We start from the raw sequence: 19,428 nt of genomic DNA, 5'->3' as shown, positions 1-19,428 counted from the left end.
CCCTCAATCGGTCTTGATATTCGCCTTGCGGACCACGGGGATCCATTTGGCGTCCTCGGCCTCGAGATAGCTCTTGAACGCCGCCGGCGTCATCGTGACGGCCTCGGCGCCGAGCGTATTGAACTTTTCGACGATCGCGGGATCCTTCAGGATCGCCGCCATCGTATCGTGCAGCTTGGTCACGATCTCGGCGGGCGTACCTGATGGCGCGAACAGGCCGGTAAAGGTCTGGCCGTCGAATTCCTTGTAGCCGAGTTCGGCGAAGGTCGGCACGTCAGGTATCCACGAGGCGCGGTGGCTGCCGGTGACGGCAAGCGCGCGCACATTTCCATTCTTGATGAAGGGCAGTCCGACCGAAATCTGGTCAAAGGCAAACTGCACCTGGCCGCCGATCAGATCGTTGATGGCGGGCGCGTTGCCGCGGTAATGCGCCGTCACCCATTGGACGCCGAGCGTCGACTGCACGAGTTCGCTGAGCAAATGATTGGTGGTGCCGGCGCCGGGCGAGGCCATCGTCATCTTGCCGGGCTCGCGGCGAGCGAGATCGAAGAATTCCTTCAGATCCTTTGCCGCGACCGACGGATGCACTTCGAGCACCAATGGCGTCATCGAAATTGAGGTGATGGGCAGAAAATCGCGTTTCCAGTTGTAGGCGTCGCGCTTGGCGATCTCGGGGGCGAACAGAACCGGTCCGTTGGCGCCGACAAACAGGGTGTAGCCGTCGGGCGCGGCCTTCGCGAATGCCTCGCCGGCAATCAGACCGCCAGCACCGGCCTTGTTTTCCACGATGAAGGGCTGCCCCAGCATGGTTTGCAGCTTGTCGGCGATGATGCGCGCGGCTCCGTCGACATTGCCGCCGGCCGGATAAGGCACGATGAGCTTCACCGACCGTGCCGGCCATTGCTGGGCCGCGACCGGAGCGCTCGACAGCGCCGTCATCAATGCCGCGACCGCGATGCCAGCGATGGCGAACAATCTCATTGCATCCTCCCGAAAGCGAGCAGCTGGAGCAATCCGCTGCCCTTGTTTGTTGTAGTGCGAGCGGCCGCCCGTCTGCCGATACGTTGATCCGATCTTGCCCTGTGGGCTTCCCTTGTCGATGGAATTGTGGTGTTTTTGTCCACATTATGGACATCGGGTGAACCCAGATGACGGATGGCCGGCGGCGCGACAGACCGGAGCCTCAGCAGGGCGGACAGGCGATCCGCCGCGCCTTGACCGTGTTGCGGATTGTGGCGGCCGGCCGGGAAACCGGCGTGCCGTTGTCGGAGGTCGTTCGGGCAACGTCCCTCACCCGTCCTACCGTGCACCGGATCGCGCAGGTGCTGATCGAGGAAGGCATTGTCGAGCGCAGCACTCAGACCGGACGCTACGCAATCGGCCGCCAGGTGGCGGAACTGGCGCTGGCGCGGCAATCGCGCTCGCCGCTGCTGGTCGCGGCCGAGCCTTATCTGGCGCGGGCTTCCGCACAGCTCGGCGATACCTTGTTCCTGACGGTGCGCACCGGGCTCGATACGCTGTGCGTGGCGCGCCGCATCGGCTCATATCCGATCCAGGTGCTGTCGATCGAGGTCGGCGCGCGGCGGCCGCTCGGGGTCTCCAGCGCGGGCGTGGCAATTCTGGCCGCGATGCCGGCTCCGGAGGCGCGCGGGATCGTCCTCGCCAACGAGGCACGATTCATGGCCTATCGCACCGACCTGTCGACGGTACTGGGGCAGATCCGGCTCGCGCGGCGCCGGGGCTACAATTTGCGCGACGTCGGCCTCGTGCAAGGAACGAAATCGCTCTCGGCCTGGATCAGGAGTCCCGACGGTCAGCCCGCGGCGGCGATCACCCTTTCCGCGGTAAGAAACAGGCTGAGCCCGCGCCGTGCCGTCGAAGTGTCTGATGTCCTCATCGCCGCTGCACGAGAGATCGAGCGAACGATACCGAATGCACCAGGCGGCTGACCGACGGGGCTTCGAAACGGAACAACAGCGTAGCGCCGGACTGTGGTCTTAGGACTTGTCCTTCAAAAACACCCGGCTGGCGAGCACGTCCGACGCCTGCAGCGACATCACGTCGTCGGCGTCCAGCATGCGGTCGAGATCGGCGACGAGACGATTGGCCTGGCGCAGCCGCATGCGGTCGAGCGCGTTCCGGATCGAGCGCGCGTTGGAGAACAAGGGCTGGGTGACGCGTGCCGCGATGTAGCGGATGAACGCCTCCCGCGCCTCGTTGCTGAACTTGTAGTTCATGTCGTGCAGCATCAGCTCGGCGATGGCGAGCAGCTCATTATTGGAATAGTCCGGAAAATCGATGTGATGGGCGATGCGGGAGCGGAAGCCCGGATTGCTGGCGTAGAATTTTTCCATGCGGTCGCCATAGCCGGCGAGGATCACCACCAGATCCTCGCGCTGCGATTCCATCACCTGCAGCAATATCTCGATCGACTCCTGGCCGTAGTCCCGTTCATTGTCCGGCCGATTGAGATAATAGGCCTCATCGATGAACAGCACGCCGCCCATCGCCTTTTTCAGCACCTCCTTGGTCTTGGGCGCGGTGTGGCCGATATATTGCCCCACCAGCTCATCGCGGGTAACCGAGACGACATGACCGCGGCGAACAAAACCAAGCCGGTGGAGAATGCCCGCGATCCGCAGTGCCACCGTGGTCTTGCCGGTGCCGGGATTGCCGGTGAACGACATGTGCAGCGTCGGCGTGTCCGTCGTCAGATTCATGCGCTTGCGGATACGTTCAATCAATAGCAGCGACGCGATCTCGCGAATGCGGGTCTTGACCGGCTTCAACCCGATCAACTCGCGGTCGAGCTGGGTCAGGATCTCCTCGATGCCGACGGCTTCGAGCTCTTCGCGGAGATTGACCCTGTCTGTCATTGGTGAGGCATCCAAATCCATCTGCGAACCGCCTTTTTGAGAAAAAAACTCCGTCGCCACCCTTATGGCGACGGAGCAGTACTTCCGGCTGGGGTCGATGAGGGAGCACCGCCGGCCGGCATGCGAAACCCAGAGCTAGAGCCGAATGACTTTTGTTTGAACCGGTCCGGCTGCGAACTCGCTTCACCTCTCCCGCTTGCGGGGGAGGTCGGCGCGCGAAGCGCGACGGGTGGGGGTCCTCCACTTGGAATGCGTCGTGTGGATAGACCCCCACCCCAACCCTCCCCCGCAAGCGGGAGAGGGAGCGCAGTCCCTGCGCGGGTGCTATTCAACCTAATCTCATCCCGAGCTAACCGTAGCGACCGCCTTCGGGGCGATCGACCGCGTAGGATTTCGTGGTGTAGCGGATGTTGCGGCCGGCCATCTCGTGCCGCTCGAGGCGGAAGCCGGGTTCGTCCTTTGGCCGGTTGACGATGAAGGACAGCCGCACCGATTCCCAGCCGTGGCTGTTATCGAACGCCGACAGGCGGATGTAGCTGTTGCCATACACCTTGCGGCATTGATCGAGCTCCATCATCACGCCGGCGGCGTCGCGGAGATCGAACATCGGCAATCCCCACATCTCCCAAAAACTGTTGCGGGGATGCGGGTCGTCGGTGAACTCGATGTTCACCGCCCAGCCTTTCTCCAGGCAATACTGGACCTGGCGGGAAATCTGCTCGTCGGTGAGGTCAGGCAGGAACGAGAAGCAGCCCTGGGTAACACGCATAATATCAGCTCCTTACATTGCGACGCTGGGTGTGGGGACGTAGTCCGGCATGTCGGTCGATTCGTAGTTGAAGGTGACGTTCTTCCAGACCTCGAGCGCCGACTTCAGCGGCGTGCAGGTCTCTGCCGCCTTGGCGAGAATTTCCGGCCCTTCGCGCAGATAGTCGCGGCCCTCGTTGCGGGCGAGGATCATCGCTTCCAGCGCCACGCGATTAGCGGTAGCGCCAGCCTGAATGCCCATCGGGTGACCGATGGTGCCGCCGCCGAACTGCAGGATCACGTCTTCGCCGAGATGATCGAGCAATTGGTGCATCTGGCCCGCGTGAATGCCGCCGGACGCGACCGGCATCATCCGGTTGAGGCTGGCCCAGTTCTGGTCGAAGAACACGCCGTGTTCGAGCCGCACCGGATTGTAGTCCTCGCGGCAGATGTCGTAATAGCCGCGCGTGGTCGCCGGATCGCCTTCGAGCTTGCCGACCACGGTGCCGGCGTGGATATGATCGACCCCCGCCAGCCGCATCCATTTCGCGATGACGCGGAACGAAACGCCATGACTGCGCTGCCGCGTGTAGGTCGAATGCCCTGCCCGATGCAGATGCAGGATCATGTCGTTGCGGCGCGCCCATTTCGCCATCGACTGGATCGCGGTGTAGCCGATGACGAGATCGATCATGATGATGACCGAGCCAAGCTCCTTGGCGAATTCGGCGCGCTCGTACATGTCCTCCATGGTTCCGGCGGTGACGTTGAGATAGGTACCCTTGATCTCGCCGGACGCGGCCTGCGCCTTGTTGACCGCCTCCATGCAATAGAGGAAGCGCTCGCGCCAATGCATGAAGGGCTGCGAGTTGATGTTCTCGTCGTCCTTGGTGAAGTCGAGCCCGCCCTTCAGCGCTTCATAGACCACGCGTCCGTAGTTGCGGCCGGAGAGTCCGAGCTTCGGCTTCACGGTGGCCCCGAGCAGCGGGCGGCCGAACTTGTCCATGCGCTCGCGCTCGACAACGATGCCGGTCGCGGGCCCCTGGAATGTCTTCACATAAGCCACCGGCAGCCGCATGTCCTCCAGCCGCAACGCCTTCAGCGGCTTGAAGCCGAACACGTTGCCGATGATCGACGCCGACAAATTGGCGATCGATCCGTTCTCGAACAGGTCGAGATCGTAGGCGATGTAGGCAAAGTATTGCCCCGGCGAGTTCGGCACCGGATCGACGCGGTAGCACTTGGCGCGGTATTTCTCCGCTGCCGTGAGCCGGTCGGTCCACACCACGGTCCAGGTCGCGGTCGAGGATTCGCCGGCCACGGCCGCCGCGGCCTCGATCGGATCGACGCCATCCTGCGGCGTAACGCGGAACAGCGCGATGATGTCGGTGTCCTTTGGCACATAGTCGGGCTCCCAATAGCCCATCTTCTTGTATTCCATGACGCCGGACTTGTAGCGTTCCTTGCCGCGAATGGTCATCGAGTGCTGGTTCATCTTGGTTTCCTCTTGTTGCGTGCGGCGGCTGGTCGGGAGCGTGGGGATCAAAAGATCAGGCGGCATGGGTCATCTCCCCGATGCGTGGGTCGAGCGCGCCGGAGCGATAGCGCCTCGCCATCTCGGCCAATGGAACGACCTTGATCTTCGAGGCATGGCCGGCGGTGCCGAATTGCTCGAAGCGCTCACGGCAAAGGTCGCGCAGCGCGTCCATCGCCGGTTTGAGAAATTTGCGCGGATCGAATTCGCTTCGGCTTTGGGTCGCCACCTTGCGGAACGCCGCGGCCATCGCCAGCCGGCAGTCGGTGTCGATGTTGACCTTGCGGACGCCATGCTTGATGCCGCGGACGATCTCCTCGACCGGCACGCCCCAGGTCTGCGGCATCTCGCCACCGAACTGGTTGAACATGTCCTGCAGCGGCTGCGGCACCGAGGAGGAGCCGTGCATCACCAGATGCGTATTCGGCAGCCGGCGATGGATCTCCTCGACCACCCGCATCGCAAGGATGTCCCCGTCCGGCTTGCGCGAGAATTTGTAGGCGCCGTGCGAAGTGCCCATCGCAATTGCCAGCGCATCGACCTTGGTGGCGCGCACGAAATCGACCGCCTGGTCCGGATCGGTCAGCAGCTGGTCGTGGCTGACCTCACCCTCGACGCCGTGACCGTCCTCCTGTTCGCCGCCGCCATGCTCCAGCGAGCCGAGCACGCCCAGTTCGCCTTCGACCGAGGCGCCGATCCAGTGCGCCATGTCGACGACGCGGCGGGTGATGTCGACGTTGTAGTCGTAATCCGCGGCGGTCTTGGCGTCAGCCTTGAGCGAGCCGTCCATCATGACGGAGGTGAAGCCATGCTTGATCGCGGTGGCGCAGGTTGCTTCCTCATTGCCGTGGTCCTGATGCAGGCACAGCGGAATCTGCGGATGCATCTCCTCCAGCGCGTCGATCATCTTCGAGAGCATGATGTCGTTGGCGTAGGAGCGCGCGCCGCGCGAGGCCTGGATGATGACAGGCGCATCGACGGCGGCCGCCGCCTCCATGATCGCAAGGCCCTGCTCCATATTGTTGATGTTGAACGCCGGCACGCCGTAGCCGCGTTCGGCGGCATGATCCAGCAATTGCCTCAGTGTGATCCTGGCCATCGGTCCCTCCGTGTCGTTGTCTGTTTGCAGGCGCTCATGTGTCGTTCACCGCCATCCTCGCCCGCGCGATGCAGCGCAGCGCGGCCTTCGCCACCCCGTCCGCGGTGATACCGAACTCGCGGTAGAGCGTTTCGGCCGGTGCGGAAGCGCCAAAGCCGGTCATGCCGACGAACTCGCCGTCATCGCCGAGCCAGCGTGCCCAGTCGCCCTCGACCGCGGCTTCGACGCCGACCCGCGGCACGCGTCCGAGCACCGCGGTGCGATATTCGCGCGATTGCTGGCGAAACAGTTCGAAGCACGGCGCCGAGACCACGGCCGCGCGGACGCTGACGCTCGCCAGCCGTTCGGCCGCGTGCATGGCGATCGATACTTCCGAGCCGGTCGCGATCAGGGTGACGTCGCGGCCTTCCTCCGGATCGACAACGACGTAAGCGCCAAACGCGACCAGATTCTGCTCGCCGGCTTCGCGGAACGTCGGCATCGCCTGCCGCGACAGGCACAGCAGCGACGGGCTATTCTGGGCGCGCAACGCGCAATCCCAGGCTTCTGCGGTCTCAACGGCATCGCCGGGGCGAAACACCAGCAAATTGGGGATCGCCCGCAGCGACGCCAGATGCTCGACCGGCTGGTGAGTGGGGCCATCTTCGCCCAGTCCGATCGAGTCGTGCGTCATCACATGGATGACGCGGATACCCATCAACGCCGCCAGCCTGATCGCGGGGCGGCTGTAGTCGGCGAAGCTGAGAAACGTACCGCCATAGGGAATGAAGCCGCCATGCAACGCGATGCCGTTCATCGCCGCCGCCATCGCGTGCTCGCGGACGCCGTAGTGAATGTAGCTGCCGCTGAGGCAATCGGCCTGAACGGGCTTATGCGTCTTGGCGCGCGTCAGGTTGGAATGGGTCAGATCGGCCGAACCGCCGAGCAAATTCGGCAATGCCTCGGCGATCCCGTCGATCACCAGCTGCGAGGCCTGCCGGGTCGCGATGTTGGGCCGCTCGGCGGCGAAGCGATCGCGCAGCAGCGCCATCGCGTCGACATAGCCGCACGGCAGGTTGCGATTGAGGGCATCGTGAAACGGCGAGCGCGCCGCGGCACAGCGCTTGGTCCGCTCGATCCAGCTGCGGCGGGCGGCATGCCCGCGTGCGCCCGCGTCGCGCCATTGCGCGAGGATGGCATCGGGAACGTGGAACGGCGGGTGCGGCCAGTTCAGCGCATCGCGGGTCTTTGCGACTTCATCGGCGCCGAGCGGCGCGCCATGGGCTTTTTCGCTGCCCTGGCGGTTCGGCGACCCGAAGCCGATCAGCGTGCGGCAGGCGATCAGCGACGGCCGGTCGCTGGTGCGGGCCCGTTCGATCGCAGCGGCGATGGCCTCGGGATCGTGGCCGTCGATCCGGCAGGCCGACCATCCGGAAGCCTTGAACCGTGCGAGCTGGTCATCCGAACACGACAGCGAAGTCGCGCCATCGATCGAGATCTCATTGTCGTCGAACAGCACGATCAGGCGGTTGAGCCTGAGATGGCCGGCCAGCGAGGTCGCCTCATGGCTGAGGCCTTCCATCAGGCAGCCATCACCTGATATCACATAGGTGAAGTGATCGACGTAGTCGTCGCCGAAGCGCGCATTCATCAACCGTTCGGCGAGCGCCATGCCAACGGCGGTGGCGATGCCCTGCCCGAGCGGCCCGGTGGTGGTCTCGACGCCAGGGGTATGGCCATACTCGGGATGTCCCGGTGTCTTCGATCCCCATTGCCGGAAGGCCCTGAGTTCGTCCGATGTCACGCCCTCGTAGCCCGTCAGGTGCAACAGCGCGTACAGCAGCATCGAGCCGTGACCGGCGGACAGCACAAAGCGATCGCGGTCGGGCCATGCCGGGTCGGCCGGATCGAATTTGAGGAACCGCGAGAACAGCACGGTGGCGACGTCGGCCATGCCCATCGGCATGCCGGGATGGCCGGATTTCGCCTGCTCGACCGCATCGATCGCCAGGAAGCGGATCGCATTGGCCATTTCCGCGTGCGAAGCATCCGGACGAGTGACAATACGGGACAGGGGAGCGTTCATGTCGTGCGCCTCTTGCGTTCCATCAGTTGCAGGATCAGCGGGGTGAGGATGAGCTGCATCGCCAGATCGAGTTTCGCGCCGTGGATAACGATCGAATTGGCGCGCGACATGAAGCTGTGCGGAATCATCGACAGCAGATACGGAAAATCGATGCCGCGCGGATTCCTCAGGCGGATCACCACCATCGATTCGTCCGGCGTCGGAATCCACCGCGCGATGAACGGGTTCGAGGTATCGACGGTCGGCACGCGCTGGAAATTGATGTCGGTATCGGCGAATTGCGGACAGATGTAGTTCACGTAGTCGGGCATGCGCCGCAGGATGGTGTCGGTAACCGCCTCCGCGGTATAGCCGCGGGCGTTGCGGTCACGGTGCAGCTTCTGGATCCATTCCAGGTTGATGACAGGCACGACGCCGATCTTGAGATCGGCATGCTGCGCGACGTTGACCTTGTCGGTCACGACGGCGCCGTGCAGCCCTTCGTAGAACAGCAGGTCGGAGTTCTCAGGCAATTTGCGCCAGTCGGTGAACGTGCCCGGTTCGGCGCCGTAGAGCTTCGCTTCTTCATCGTCGTGGATGTAATGACGCGTGGTTCCGGTGCCGGATTCGCCGTAGTCGCGGAACACCCTTTCCAGTTCGACAAACAGGTTGGTTTCCGGACTGAAATGGCTGAAATGCTTGTTGCCACGCTCGGCTTCCTCCAGCATTTTCGTGCGCATCTCGAAGCGATTGTAGCGGTGGAAGGCGTCGCCCTCGATGTAGGCCGCAACCACCTTTTCGCGGCGGAAGATCTGCTCGAACGTCTTCTTCACCGACGTCGTGCCGGCGCCCGACGAACCCGTGATCGATATGATGGGATGAGCCCGTGACATGTCGATCGCCCCGTCAGAGAAACAGACCGCGCCGCGCAAACAGCGGTGCGTCGCTATTGTCGAACATCGGTTCGATCCTGTCGTGAATGGCCGTAACGTCGCGCACGTGGTGCACGGATCCCATGATCAGCGGCACCCGCTGATGCGGGGTTTTCGCAGCCAGTTCCAGAATTCGCCGGCGCCCGGTCGACGCCGCGCCTCCAGCCCATTCCATGATCAGCGCCATCGGATGGGCTTCGTACAGCAGGCGAAGCCGCCCTTCCCGATAGCTCGGGCGGGCATCGGCCGGATAAAGGAACACGCCGCCGCGCACCAGGATGCGAAGCGCCTCCGCGACCAGCGAACCGATCCAGCGCATGTTGAAATCCGCATCGCCGCCGCCGCTGATGCCGGAAAGGCACTCGTCGATATAGGTGCGGACCGGCCCGTGCCAGTGGCGGTGATTGGACGCGTTGATGGCGAACTCCGGCATATTGCGAGCTATCTGCACGGCCTGCCGGGTCTGCACGAACTCTTGCGCGTGGCGATCGAGCATGAAGACATCGACGCGCGCGTTGAGCGCGAGGACGAGCGTGGTCTGCGGACCGTAGACGATGAAACCCGCGGCACACTGCGCCGTGCCGGGCTCGAAGAAGGTCGAAAGCAGGTCGTTGCCCCTGGGGCGGATCGAAAAGATCGTGCCGACCGAGATATTGTTGTCGAGGTTGGCCGATCCATCGAGCGGGTCGATCGCAACGCAGAATGGCGCCGAAGGACGCAGGGTTTCCGGAAGCGCCGCTTCCTCGGAAAGAACCGCCGCCACCGGGGTGCCGCGCAAGGCGCGCCGTATCATTTCATCGGCGGCGACATCGATATCCCGTTGCTGATCGCCGTCGGAATTGATGCCGCCGTGCCGTCCGGTAATGCCTGCGAACGGTCCATCCGCGATCAGCCCGGCAAGTTCGATGGAAGCTGACGCAATCGCCTTGATCACGTCGGCAAGCGCAGCGCCATGCAGCGGCGTCTGCAACGCGGACCGATCGAGATGTGAACGCAGCGTCACGCGCTCGTCCATGGCCGTCTCCCCTGTGCCCTCTTTCGGGGCTCTCGAAGCGTCTCGCCGGTTTGGCAATCCGCGATGTCAAAGGAAACGCAGTTTGCCGAATTAGTAAAATTTTGTTATCTTTGGTCTTGGCAAAGTTTTTGTTATAAAGGGTGCGGCGATGGCAGGCCGGTTATTGCGGGAAGTGACGATCCGCCAGTTGCGTGCACTGGCCGCTGTTCAAAAAAGCCGATCGGTCACATCAGCAGCCAAACAGCTCCACCTCACCCAGCCCGCGGTCACGCTGCAGCTTCGCAATTTGCAGGCACTCGCCGGGCTGCCGCTGATCCAGCGCACCGGCGACGGCATGCTGCTGACGGATGCCGGGCGCGAAGTGCTGGCGCTGACCGAGCGGATCGAGGCGGCGATATCAGATTGCGAAACCACGATGGCGATGATGGCGGGGAAGACCGCCGGCCGCATCTCGATGGGCGCCGTCAGCACCGCGAAATATTTCGTGCCGTTCATGATTTCAGGATTTTCGAAGCGGCATCCGGACGTCGAAGTCACGCTCTCGATCGGAAACCGGCAGGAGATCGGCACGGCATTGCGCGGCTACGATCTCGACTTTGCGATCATGGGCCGTCCGCCGGCCGACATCGACATGAACGTTCACCTGATCGGCGACCACCCCCACGTCATCATCGCGCCGACCGGACATCGGCTGGCGCGAAAATCCCGTATCGCGCCGGGCGAACTCGCCAGCGAAACTTTCCTGACGCGCGAGCCTGGATCCGGAACCCGCGGCCTGATGGAGCAACTGTTCGAAACCGCCGGCATTCGCCCCAAGATCGGCCTTGCCATGAGCAGCAACGAGACCATCAAGCAGGCCGTGATCGCAGGTTTGGGCATTGCATTCATTTCAGCGCACACGGTCGCGACCGAACTCGACGAACGGCGATTGACGACCCTCGACGTGGTCGGCCTGCCCGTGATCCGGCAATGGTTCGCGCTCACCCGCAAGGACAAGGTCCTGCTGCCGCCGGCGCAGGCAATGCTCGATTTCCTCTCTACCAGGGGCAAGCAGTTTCTGCCGCGCACCTATGGCCGCCTGCGTCTCACCCGGTCGTCAACCCGCAAAAAGCGCGGCTGAAATGCCCCGCAAGTTCCGCTCGCGCTGCTACCATGGCCAAGGACCCCGGTACACTGGAAGCCGCAATGCTCTCTCGTATCAAATCGTGGGCCAAGGGCCTGAAACGCGACGCTCACGCGATCTATCTCGCGTCCCGCGATCCGCGCGTGCCGTGGTATGCGAAGGCGCTCGCCATCGCCGTTGCCGGATATGCGCTGTCGCCGATCGACCTCATTCCGGACTTCATCCCCATCATCGGTTATCTCGACGAGTTGATCCTGCTCCCTTTGGGCATCTGGCTCATGGTGACGCTGATTCCCGATGAGATCATGGTCGAATGCCGCGCCAAGGCGAGCGCGGCCGCGCATCGTCCGACCAGCCGAGCGGGAATGGCAGCCATCATCCTGTTGTGGATTGCAGGCGCATTGACGCTGGGATGGATTGGCCATGCCTGGTGGAACCGGCCGTGAAGGTTCGCCTCAGAAGGTCGCCTTCAGGCCAGCGTAGAAGGCGCGTGGCCGCGCCGGGCTGAGCGATCGCGCGTCGGTGAAGGGCGCGCCGCCATTGGTGAAATTCGGCACGTCGCCCGTATCGAAGAAGGTACCGAAGGTCGCATAGCGGTTGTCGAAGATGTTGTCCGCGCGGGCATAGATCTGGAACGTCTTGTTGATCTGATACGAGGTGTGCAGGTTGAAAACCGCATAGGACGGCAGTCGCCGCGCCTGATTGGATTCGTCGCCCGCAAAGTACTGGTTGCCGACGAACAGCGCATCGCCTCCGACCTTGAAGGCGTCCGTGACCGAATAGTCGATGCCGAACTTGATCCGGTTGCGGGGGATCGCCGGAATTCGATTGCCCGGCAGGATCTGGACATTGCCGTTGTCGTCGGCGAACGGGCTGTTGGATCCGACCTGCAGCGTGTCGAGGAAGCGCGCATCCACGAGGGCATAGCTGGCATAGAGTTGCAGGGTCTTCGACGTCAGATTGACCTGGGCCTCGATGCCCTGGCGCCGTGTCGAACCCACGTTCTGGAAGTAGCCAAATCCCTGCAGCTCCGGGCTCGGAATCGCGAGGATGTCATCGGCATTGGTTGCGCGGAACGCACCAACTTTCCAACTCAACGTTCCGATATTGAGTTCCGACGTTCCGCGGAAGCCTGCCTCGATGGTACGGGACACGACTTGTTTCAGCGGCGGGTCGGCGATCAGGAATGCGGCGATGAGACAGGGGCGCAAGGGGTCGGCGCATGCGAGTTCCAGCGGGGTCGGCGCACGATTGGCCTCGGAATACCCGGCATAGGCCGTCAAACCTGATGTGATCTTGTAGGTGCCGCCGATCATCGGATTGAAGCGGGTAAACGTATGCTCTCCGTTGAGCGCCGTACCGATCTGATCCTCCAGCTTAATATGCGCATGGTTAAACCGGCCGCCGCCCGTGATCGAAAATCTATCGGTCACGTCGAACGTGTCTGACGCGTAGAGCCCGGTGTACCGGTTGGTGGCGCGAAGCGAAACCGGACCGATCGAAATCGGCTCGCCGGATGGCCCGAGATAGATGCCGCTGCCATTGACGACGTAGTTTGAACCGATGGTTCCAAGCTCCGCGCTGGCCCCGAATCGGGTGACGCCGGAGTCGATACTGGCGCCAACCATGAACTGGTTGTTATGCCCAAACAGCTGGTCGGTATTGGTGGCCTGCAGGGTTGCCCCCGTCGTGACCGAACGGGTCGTGGTCCGGTCGATCTGTCCCAGCACGGCGTTGTCGGGGAAGGGATTGGCGAGCTGGGCGCCGTTCAGGCCATTCGCCGGGACGTCGTCGTCGTTAAAGCAAAGCAGGCCCGGATCGGCGCCACATCGCTCCGTCTCGGTTGGATTGCCGTCCACCGTTTTTTGCCTGAATGCGCGGACGCGCGCCGAGCCTTCGATCGTCCAGGTCGGCGTGGCCTCGACCTTTCCGGTCAGATTGGCATAGGCAACCTGGTTGGATGTCGTCTGCGGCGTGGTGTAGGTGGCGCCCCAGTAATTCTGCAGCAATTCAACCGGCACCGTCGCAGCCGCGCCGAAATTGTTTTTGGCCAGGCCCACGTTGAGGTGAAATTCACTGCTATCGGTCCGGTAGCCGACATCGCCGTAGAACCGGCGAATAGCCGACTCCGAAAAATTGCGAAAGCCGTTGTCACGCACGCCTTCCAGCGCGCCATAGACGGAAAAATTGTCGACCTGCTTGCCATACTGCGCCGAACTCTGGATGCGCCCGAACGAACCGCCCATCGTGTTGATTTCGGCGCCACGATAGTTGAAGCCATCCTTCATCTGGACGTTGACGGCACCGCCCAGCGCATTGAGACCGAAGGCGGGATTGTTGGTGACGACGGTGACCGACCTGATCGCGGCTGTCGGGATCAAGTCCCAATTGACGGTATCGCCGAACGCTTCGTTGACGCGCACGCCGTTCTGGTAAACCGCCAGTCCCTGCGGCGTACCGGCGACCGGTGATGCAACGAAACCCCGAAACTGTATGTCGGGCATAAATGGATTTCCGGTCGTATCACTGATGATGATACCCGGCACCTGTTGCTGTAATGCGTCCGCGATGTTGAGCGAGCCGGTGCGCGCAATCTGTCCGGCCCCCACCGCATTGACGCTTGCCGCCACCTTGTCGACGTCCATTCCGGAACCCACCGTCGGCGTCGGCGCGGTTGGATAAATCAAAACCCTGCGGGTGCTTCTGGTTGCCCGAGGCGCATTTCTGCTGCGGGCGGGCCTGGCGGCTGTCCCCGGCGAAACCACCTCGATGGCGGGAAGGACCTCGGTCGAACCGCGCGCATCCTGGGCTTGAGCACAGTCACTCCCGGGAACCAGACACAGTGATATTGTCCCGATAAACAGGAATCGCGCGCCCATTTTACTTCGTCCCATCCCAATCCGGCTGCATTGGTGTCTGCCGGTACGCCGCTTGTGATCTTAGGGCGTCAAAAAAAGTTGCGCACTATACAAAACGTCCCGAACGCGTTCGGGAAAAATTCCCGACTAGAGCGTTTTCCAGCGAAAGCCTGCCCCGGACTTGATCCGGGGTGGACACCGGTTCGCGTGAAGAAAACGCGTCAAAAAAAGAATCTAACGCCCCACGTCCCGGGGAACCAAGGCTTCGACCGTGACCCCGCTGTCCCCGGAGGCAATCGTAAGCGAGCCGCCCAGCGCCAAAATGCGCTCGCGCATGCCGGTTAGCCCGAAGCCCAGCTTGTGATCGGGCCCCAATCCGTTGCCATTGTCACGAACCCGCACCAAGGCGCCGCCGCGGCCGGTACGCGCAAGCCCCACGGGCAGTTCGGCCGGTTCAACGCTTACCTTGATGGTGGTGGCGCCGGCGTGGCGAAATACATTGGTCAGCGCTTCCTGGATGGTGCGGTAGATCGTCAGATCAGCCGTCTCGCCGGTGTCGCCCAACGAGGGCGAGATCGCCGTTTCGATCGCGACTTCGGGGTGAGACTCGCCCCACAGGCGCAGCAGCGCCCCGAGCGCCTCGCGAAGGCCGAGTTCCGTCAGTCCCACCGGGCGCAATTTTTCAAGAACCCGGCGATTGGACGCCTGCAAGGCGTTCAGCTGTTCCAATATGGCACTGCCGTGCCTTCGGGTGGCGTCCACGCTCGGATCCCCCGCCTCCGCAATCCGCGTCAGGGCGCTGGCGTGCACTCGCAAAGCGAAGAGATAGGGGCCAAATTCATCGTGCAGTTCGCGGGCAATTTCCTTGCGTTCAACATCCTGCAGCGAGACAACGCGCTCGGCGAGGCGCCGCTTGTCCTCAACCGCATCGCCCAGAGTGGCCGCAAGGTGATTCAACTTGTCGCAAATGGCTACGAGTTCCGGCGGCCCGTCCGGTTTCACACGCGTGTCGTAACCGCCGGCCTCGATCTTCGCCATCGCATCCGAAAGGGTCTGGATCGGCGCGAGGGCCCGGCCAACGACCCTGCTGGTAATGAGGAAAAGAACGATCGCGATCGCGGCGCCGACCAGAAGCTGGGTGAATATCCCGTCCCAGATTTCGGCCACCTCGTCGTTGGGATGCGACGTGATCAGCAGCGCGTCCGGTTTTCCCTTGATCGAAATCGGCACGTTCACCGTCGTCTGTTCGGGGTGAACAAGCCGGACAAACCATGCCGGCGGCGAACGTGCATCGGGATTGTCGTCCGGCTTGTCGGCGATCCCGGATCTTGCGATGGCTTCGCTCTGCCGCGTGATGCTGACGTGACGCAGCTTGTTGAGGTCGTGAACAATCTGGTTCAGTCGCGCTTCGGGATCCGGCGCCTCTTTCAGTCCTGCAACGATCGTACCGATGAACTCGCGCGCCAATCGTATGACGCTTTGATCTTCAGCCTGAACCCGAGGGCCGGCCTCGAGCACAAGCCGCGCAACGTTGATGGCCAGACCAAGCGTGAGGACGAGCACGAGCAACAGGTTGATCCGGGCGCGCAAAGAAAGCTTTTGCCACATATCATTTGTCCAGGAGTGAAGTCGCTTAGTCCGAGAGCGAAATCGCCTTCGATTTCCTATCGATAGGAGCGTTGACAGATAAAACACGCGTCTATCTAATCGAAGCGTATAGCAACATCGCCCGGGTTGCATGACCATCGACGGCAGCTATCGCCCCGAAGTCTGCGCCGGTGTTTCACCTGATGCGGTGCACAACGGGATTGACGAGGCTATTCGGGACCAATGCCAATGCGCGTTCTGATCGTAGATGATCATCGCATCGTAGCTTCAGGCTGTCGTGCCTTGTTCGCGGACGAGCCGGAGATCGATGTCGTGGAAGCCTCCGACGCGGAGAGCGGCGAGCGCGTGTTCGGCGAACTGCATCCCGATATCTGCGTGCTCGACATCAACCTGCCGACGGTGTCCGGATTCGAACTGGCGCGACGCCTGCTCGGGCGCGATGCGTCGGCGCGCATCATCATGTTCAGCATGAACGATGACCCGGTATTCGCCGCACGCGCCATCGACGTCGGCGCCAAGGGTTTTGTCTCCAAAACCGGCGATCCCCAGGACCTTGTTGATGCCATCCGCGAGGTAGCAAAGGGCGGGGTCTATTTGCCGCCGGCGATTGCGCAAAGCATTGCATTCGCCGGCCCCTCATACGCAAAGAGCCCGCTTTCAAAACTGACGGCGCGCGAGATGGAGATACTGCGCCTGCTCAGCGCAGGAAAATGCCTGTCCGAAATCGCGTGGCTGGTCCATTCCTCCTACAAGACCGTCGCCAATACATCCTCGATCATGCGCCACAAGCTCGGCGTGCGCACATCCGCCGAACTGGTGCGGTTGGCCATCGACAACGGCGTGGCCTGAAACGGCGCGACGCGGCACGGCAACGGAGAGTTCATGACAGTTCAGACGGTTTCGCTCAACAAATCGCATGGCGGCACGCAAGGTGTTTACAAGCACGCCAGTGCCGAGACCGGGACCGACATGACATTTTCGGTCTTCGTCCCTCCCCACCAGGATGGCGCAAGGCTGCCGGTGGTCTGGTATCTGTCGGGATTGACCTGCACGCACGCCAACGTCACGGAAAAGGGTGAGTTCCGCAGTGCCTGCGCTGACCTCGGACTGGTGTTCGTCGCGCCGGATACCAGCCCGCGCGGCGACAAGGTGCCCGGTGATCCCGCCGGTGCGTATGATTTCGGGCTCGGCGCCGGCTTTTATGTCGACGCGACACAAGAGCCGTTCGCGCGTAACTACCGGATGTGGAGTTATGTCACCGAAGAACTGCCGAAACTGGTCGCCGCGAATTTCCCCGTCGATGCCGGGCGGCAATCCATCCTCGGTCATTCGATGGGCGGTCACGGCGCACTGACCGTCGCACTGCGCCATCCCGACCGCTACCGCGCCGCCAGCGCCTTTGCGCCGATCGTCGCGCCCTCGCAGGTACCGTGGGGCATCAAGGCGCTGGGAGGCTATCTCGGCGGCGACAGGCAGGCCTGGCGCAGACATGATGCGGTGGCGTTGATCGAGGACGGCGCCAGATTCTCCGATCTACTGGTGGATTATGGCGACGCCGATTCGTTTCTGGCCGAGCAGCTTCGCCCCGAACTGCTGAAAAGCGCCTGCGAGAAGGCGAACATTCCGCTCACGTTGCGCCGCCAGGGCGGTTACGACCACAGCTATTTCTTCATCTCCAGCTTCATGGGCGATCATCTGCGCTGGCACGCCGCGCGCCTGAGAGCCTGAAATTCTACGCGGTCCATTATGGCTGGGGCCTGCCATAATTGGGCGCCAGCAGCCGGTTGCGCACGAGATAGCTCGTCGCCCGTGTCCAGGATTCATCGGTGTTGCCGCGAAAATCGGCGTTCATTGCGGTGATGAGCTGTCCGGTGTGGGCGTCGCGCACGAAGATGGTCAGGTTGAGAATAAGGGTCGATATCTTCTTCATGACACCGGTGATGACGAGATCCGCGCCGATGCGCTGCGCATACTGGACGTCGCAACCACCGCATGCCTGCAGGTTGCTGCCCTCGGCCGCAGCCTTCACCGGCGAGATGTCCAGAAGCTCGAACTTGCTGGATTCCGTCAACTGCCGGCGCACCAGATCGCTGATGCGGATCAGTCGATCATGCTCGTCGGCCTGAGGCCCCCTCATCTCGCCTTCGAGGCTGGTATCCAGCAGTTCGAAATCAAAAATCGCGAGCTTCGGCGGATCAGCACGCGCCGGCACCGACACCAGCAGCATCAGCGCGGCAAAGACACATTGCGCTCTCATGATCGTGATCCCTCACATCGACCGTCGAACAACGACGAAATGCGGACTTGCAAGCTAGAACAATTCAGTCAAGTTTCAAGTCGAGCGTGCTTGCGAGACAAGTATCCCTCCATCGCCGGCAAGTCGAGGAGGAGAATTGAGGGAGCGTCCATGATCCGATGGTTGATCGGCGCAATCGGACTAAGCGTGGTGGCCAGTTCCGCGCTCGCGGCCGACCCGATCGACATCCGCGTCGGCTATCTTGGTCAGGCCGGAATCAAATCGAAACTGTCCCTTGCCGAGCAACCGTCGGAAAATGACGGCATCGCCGGTGCGCGTCTGGCGATCGAGGACAACAACACCACCGGAAAATTCCTCAATCAGCGTTTCTACCTCGAGGAGGTTCGCCTGAAAGATGGCGAGGATGTCGCCAAGGCGGCGACGGCCCTCGCCGACCGCAATGGCATCATCATCGCCGATCTAGCCGCCGACGCGCTGTTAAAGGCGGCCGATGCGCTGCGCGATCGCAAAACCGTGCTGTTGAACAGTGGTGCGATCGACGACCGGCTGCGCGAGCAGGATTGCCGCGCCAACGTGATCCATGTTGCCCCGACCCGATCGATGCTCGCTGACGCGCTGGCGCAGTATCTGGTGTGGAAGCAGTGGAAGCGCTGGCTGCTGGTGGTGGGCTCACACGAAGCCGACAAGCTTTATGCCGATGCGCTGCGGCGCGCGGCGACCCGCTTTGGCGCCAAAATCGTTCAGGAAAAGGTCTTCGAGGATACCGGCGGCGCGCGGCGCACCGACAGCGGTGTAACGCTGATCCAGCGTCAAATGCCGGTATTTACGCAAGGTGCGCCGGCCTATGACGTCCTCGTCGCGGCGGACGAAAGCGAAGTGTTTGCATCCTATCTGCCCTACCGGACCTGGGACCCGCGGCCGATCGCCGGCTCGGCAGGCCTTGTACCGACAAGCTGGGACGCGGCGCACGATCAGTGGGGTGCGATCCAGATCCAGAACCGCTTCGTCAAATTGAATTCGCGGCGCATGACGGCGCGGGACATGCAGGCCTGGACCGCCGGGCGCATGATCGGCGAAGCGACATCGCGCACCAACTCCGGCGACCCGAAATCGGTGTTTGATTTTCTCAAGAAGCCGGATTTCTCGGTTGCTGCGTTCAAGGGACAGCGGCTGACGCTGCGGGACTGGAACCTGCAGCTTCGCCAGCCGATCCTGCTGGTCGACGGCCGCATGGTCGTCTCGGTTTCCCCGCAGGAGGGTTTCTTGCATCAATACTCCGAACTCGACACACTCGGCGTCGACCGGCCCGAAACCAAATGCAAACTGAACTGAAAA

General features: G+C 62.5%; 17 protein-coding genes. 6 read left to right on the top strand and 11 right to left on the bottom strand.

Annotated features, from left to right (window positions below; genetic code table 11):
- Window positions 1-3: 3 nt before the first annotated feature.
- Entirely contained in the window at window positions 4-981 is a 978-nt protein-coding gene (locus tag JQ641_RS26625) for a Bug family tripartite tricarboxylate transporter substrate binding protein (protein WP_211998836.1), read from the bottom strand.
- Between the two features lie 167 nt (window positions 982-1,148).
- Here JQ641_RS26625 and JQ641_RS26620 point away from each other — a divergent pair, with 167 nt between their 5' ends.
- Window positions 1,149-1,949 (top strand): IclR family transcriptional regulator, encoded by an 801-nt coding sequence (locus tag JQ641_RS26620; protein ID WP_211998835.1) that lies wholly within the window; start codon window positions 1,149-1,151, stop codon window positions 1,947-1,949.
- Between the two features lie 48 nt (window positions 1,950-1,997).
- Here the strand turns inward: JQ641_RS26620 and cbbX are convergent, their stop codons facing one another.
- The 7 genes from cbbX to JQ641_RS26585 form a co-directional block, all read right to left on the bottom strand.
- Entirely contained in the window at window positions 1,998-2,876 is an 879-nt protein-coding gene (cbbX, locus tag JQ641_RS26615; protein WP_211998834.1) for a CbbX protein, read from the bottom strand.
- 349 nt (window positions 2,877-3,225) lie between these two features.
- Window positions 3,226-3,645, bottom strand: a complete 420-nt coding sequence (locus JQ641_RS26610; protein WP_211998833.1) for a ribulose bisphosphate carboxylase small subunit — start codon at window positions 3,643-3,645, stop codon at window positions 3,226-3,228.
- Between the two features lie 12 nt (window positions 3,646-3,657).
- Entirely contained in the window at window positions 3,658-5,118 is a 1,461-nt protein-coding gene (locus JQ641_RS26605) for a form I ribulose bisphosphate carboxylase large subunit (protein WP_192736926.1), read from the bottom strand.
- 55 nt (window positions 5,119-5,173) lie between these two features.
- Window positions 5,174-6,256 (bottom strand): class II fructose-bisphosphate aldolase, encoded by a 1,083-nt coding sequence (gene fba / locus JQ641_RS26600; protein ID WP_211998832.1) that lies wholly within the window; start codon window positions 6,254-6,256, stop codon window positions 5,174-5,176.
- Between the two features lie 34 nt (window positions 6,257-6,290).
- The gene (gene tkt, locus JQ641_RS26595; RefSeq protein WP_211998831.1) at window positions 6,291-8,321 is read right to left on the bottom strand and encodes a transketolase; all 2,031 of its coding nucleotides are present in this window, start codon (window positions 8,319-8,321) and stop codon (window positions 6,291-6,293) included.
- The gene (locus JQ641_RS26590; protein ID WP_211998830.1) at window positions 8,318-9,193 is read right to left on the bottom strand and encodes a phosphoribulokinase; all 876 of its coding nucleotides are present in this window, start codon (window positions 9,191-9,193) and stop codon (window positions 8,318-8,320) included. The genes tkt and JQ641_RS26590 overlap by 4 nt, the downstream gene beginning before the upstream one ends.
- A 13-nt stretch (window positions 9,194-9,206) precedes the next feature.
- Entirely contained in the window at window positions 9,207-10,247 is a 1,041-nt protein-coding gene (locus JQ641_RS26585) for a class 1 fructose-bisphosphatase (RefSeq protein WP_211998829.1), read from the bottom strand.
- Between the two features lie 148 nt (window positions 10,248-10,395).
- On the opposite strand from JQ641_RS26585, the gene JQ641_RS26580 reads away from it, so the two are divergent.
- Together JQ641_RS26580 and JQ641_RS26575 are read left to right on the top strand one after the other, a co-directional pair.
- Window positions 10,396-11,367 (top strand): LysR substrate-binding domain-containing protein, encoded by a 972-nt coding sequence (locus JQ641_RS26580; protein WP_211998828.1) that lies wholly within the window; start codon window positions 10,396-10,398, stop codon window positions 11,365-11,367.
- Window positions 11,368-11,432: 65 nt separating this feature from the next.
- Complete coding sequence (locus tag JQ641_RS26575; RefSeq protein ID WP_211998827.1) at window positions 11,433-11,816, top strand: YkvA family protein; 384 nt, start codon at window positions 11,433-11,435, stop codon at window positions 11,814-11,816.
- A gap of 9 nt (window positions 11,817-11,825) precedes the next feature.
- Here the strand turns inward: JQ641_RS26575 and JQ641_RS26570 are convergent, their stop codons facing one another.
- Window positions 11,826-14,264, bottom strand: coding sequence for a TonB-dependent receptor (locus tag JQ641_RS26570; protein WP_211998826.1), 2,439 nt, complete (start codon window positions 14,262-14,264; stop codon window positions 11,826-11,828).
- Window positions 14,265-14,462: 198 nt separating this feature from the next.
- Window positions 14,463-15,836, bottom strand: coding sequence for a histidine kinase (locus tag JQ641_RS26565; RefSeq protein ID WP_211998825.1), 1,374 nt, complete (start codon window positions 15,834-15,836; stop codon window positions 14,463-14,465).
- A gap of 228 nt (window positions 15,837-16,064) precedes the next feature.
- Between JQ641_RS26565 and JQ641_RS26560 the strand changes: the two genes are divergently transcribed.
- Both JQ641_RS26560 and fghA read left to right on the top strand, forming a co-directional pair.
- Window positions 16,065-16,685, top strand: a complete 621-nt coding sequence (locus JQ641_RS26560; protein ID WP_211998824.1) for a response regulator transcription factor — start codon at window positions 16,065-16,067, stop codon at window positions 16,683-16,685.
- Window positions 16,686-16,718: 33 nt separating this feature from the next.
- The gene (gene fghA, locus JQ641_RS26555) at window positions 16,719-17,564 is read left to right on the top strand and encodes an S-formylglutathione hydrolase (RefSeq protein ID WP_211998823.1); all 846 of its coding nucleotides are present in this window, start codon (window positions 16,719-16,721) and stop codon (window positions 17,562-17,564) included.
- A gap of 16 nt (window positions 17,565-17,580) precedes the next feature.
- Here the strand turns inward: fghA and JQ641_RS26550 are convergent, their stop codons facing one another.
- On the bottom strand, window positions 17,581-18,063 hold the full coding sequence (locus JQ641_RS26550) for a DUF3280 domain-containing protein (protein ID WP_249150718.1): 483 nt from the start codon (window positions 18,061-18,063) through the stop codon (window positions 17,581-17,583).
- 180 nt (window positions 18,064-18,243) lie between these two features.
- Between JQ641_RS26550 and JQ641_RS26545 the strand changes: the two genes are divergently transcribed.
- Window positions 18,244-19,425 carry a lanthanide ABC transporter ABC transporter substrate-binding protein PedA1 gene (locus JQ641_RS26545; RefSeq protein WP_211998821.1) on the top strand — a complete coding sequence of 394 codons (1,182 nt, stop codon included), beginning with the start codon at window positions 18,244-18,246 and terminating at the stop codon, window positions 19,423-19,425.
- Window positions 19,426-19,428 lie beyond the last annotated feature (3 nt).

It is taken from the genome of Bradyrhizobium sp. JYMT SZCCT0180, from assembly GCF_018130165.1.
Taxonomy (GTDB): Bacteria; Pseudomonadota; Alphaproteobacteria; order Rhizobiales; family Xanthobacteraceae; genus Bradyrhizobium.
This window is presented reverse-complemented; position numbering and strand designations above follow the sequence as displayed.

Excerpts from the sequence above, each read along its gene's own strand:
- JQ641_RS26585 (WP_211998829.1), bottom strand. The coding sequence starts at position 10,247 with ATGGACGAGCGCGTGACGCTGCGTTCACATCTCGATCGGTCCGCGTTG.
- tkt (WP_211998831.1), bottom strand. The coding sequence starts at position 8,321 with ATGAACGCTCCCCTGTCCCGTATTGTCACTCGTCCGGATGCTTCGCAC.
- JQ641_RS26545 (WP_211998821.1), top strand. The coding sequence starts at position 18,244 with ATGATCCGATGGTTGATCGGCGCAATCGGACTAAGCGTGGTGGCCAGT.
- JQ641_RS26550 (WP_249150718.1), bottom strand. The coding sequence starts at position 18,063 with ATGCTGCTGGTGTCGGTGCCGGCGCGTGCTGATCCGCCGAAGCTCGCG.
- JQ641_RS26570 (WP_211998826.1), bottom strand. The coding sequence starts at position 14,264 with ATGGGACGAAGTAAAATGGGCGCGCGATTCCTGTTTATCGGGACAATA.
- JQ641_RS26605 (WP_192736926.1), bottom strand. The coding sequence starts at position 5,118 with ATGAACCAGCACTCGATGACCATTCGCGGCAAGGAACGCTACAAGTCC.
- JQ641_RS26610 (WP_211998833.1), bottom strand. The coding sequence starts at position 3,645 with ATGCGTGTTACCCAGGGCTGCTTCTCGTTCCTGCCTGACCTCACCGAC.
- JQ641_RS26565 (WP_211998825.1), bottom strand. The coding sequence starts at position 15,836 with ATGTGGCAAAAGCTTTCTTTGCGCGCCCGGATCAACCTGTTGCTCGTG.
- JQ641_RS26580 (WP_211998828.1), top strand. The coding sequence starts at position 10,396 with ATGGCAGGCCGGTTATTGCGGGAAGTGACGATCCGCCAGTTGCGTGCA.
- JQ641_RS26625 (WP_211998836.1), bottom strand. The coding sequence starts at position 981 with ATGAGATTGTTCGCCATCGCTGGCATCGCGGTCGCGGCATTGATGACG.
- fghA (WP_211998823.1), top strand. The coding sequence starts at position 16,719 with ATGACAGTTCAGACGGTTTCGCTCAACAAATCGCATGGCGGCACGCAA.
- cbbX (WP_211998834.1), bottom strand. The coding sequence starts at position 2,876 with ATGACAGACAGGGTCAATCTCCGCGAAGAGCTCGAAGCCGTCGGCATC.
- JQ641_RS26575 (WP_211998827.1), top strand. The coding sequence starts at position 11,433 with ATGCTCTCTCGTATCAAATCGTGGGCCAAGGGCCTGAAACGCGACGCT.
- JQ641_RS26620 (WP_211998835.1), top strand. The coding sequence starts at position 1,149 with ATGACGGATGGCCGGCGGCGCGACAGACCGGAGCCTCAGCAGGGCGGA.
- fba (WP_211998832.1), bottom strand. The coding sequence starts at position 6,256 with ATGGCCAGGATCACACTGAGGCAATTGCTGGATCATGCCGCCGAACGC.
- JQ641_RS26590 (WP_211998830.1), bottom strand. The coding sequence starts at position 9,193 with ATGTCACGGGCTCATCCCATCATATCGATCACGGGTTCGTCGGGCGCC.
- JQ641_RS26560 (WP_211998824.1), top strand. The coding sequence starts at position 16,065 with ATGCGCGTTCTGATCGTAGATGATCATCGCATCGTAGCTTCAGGCTGT.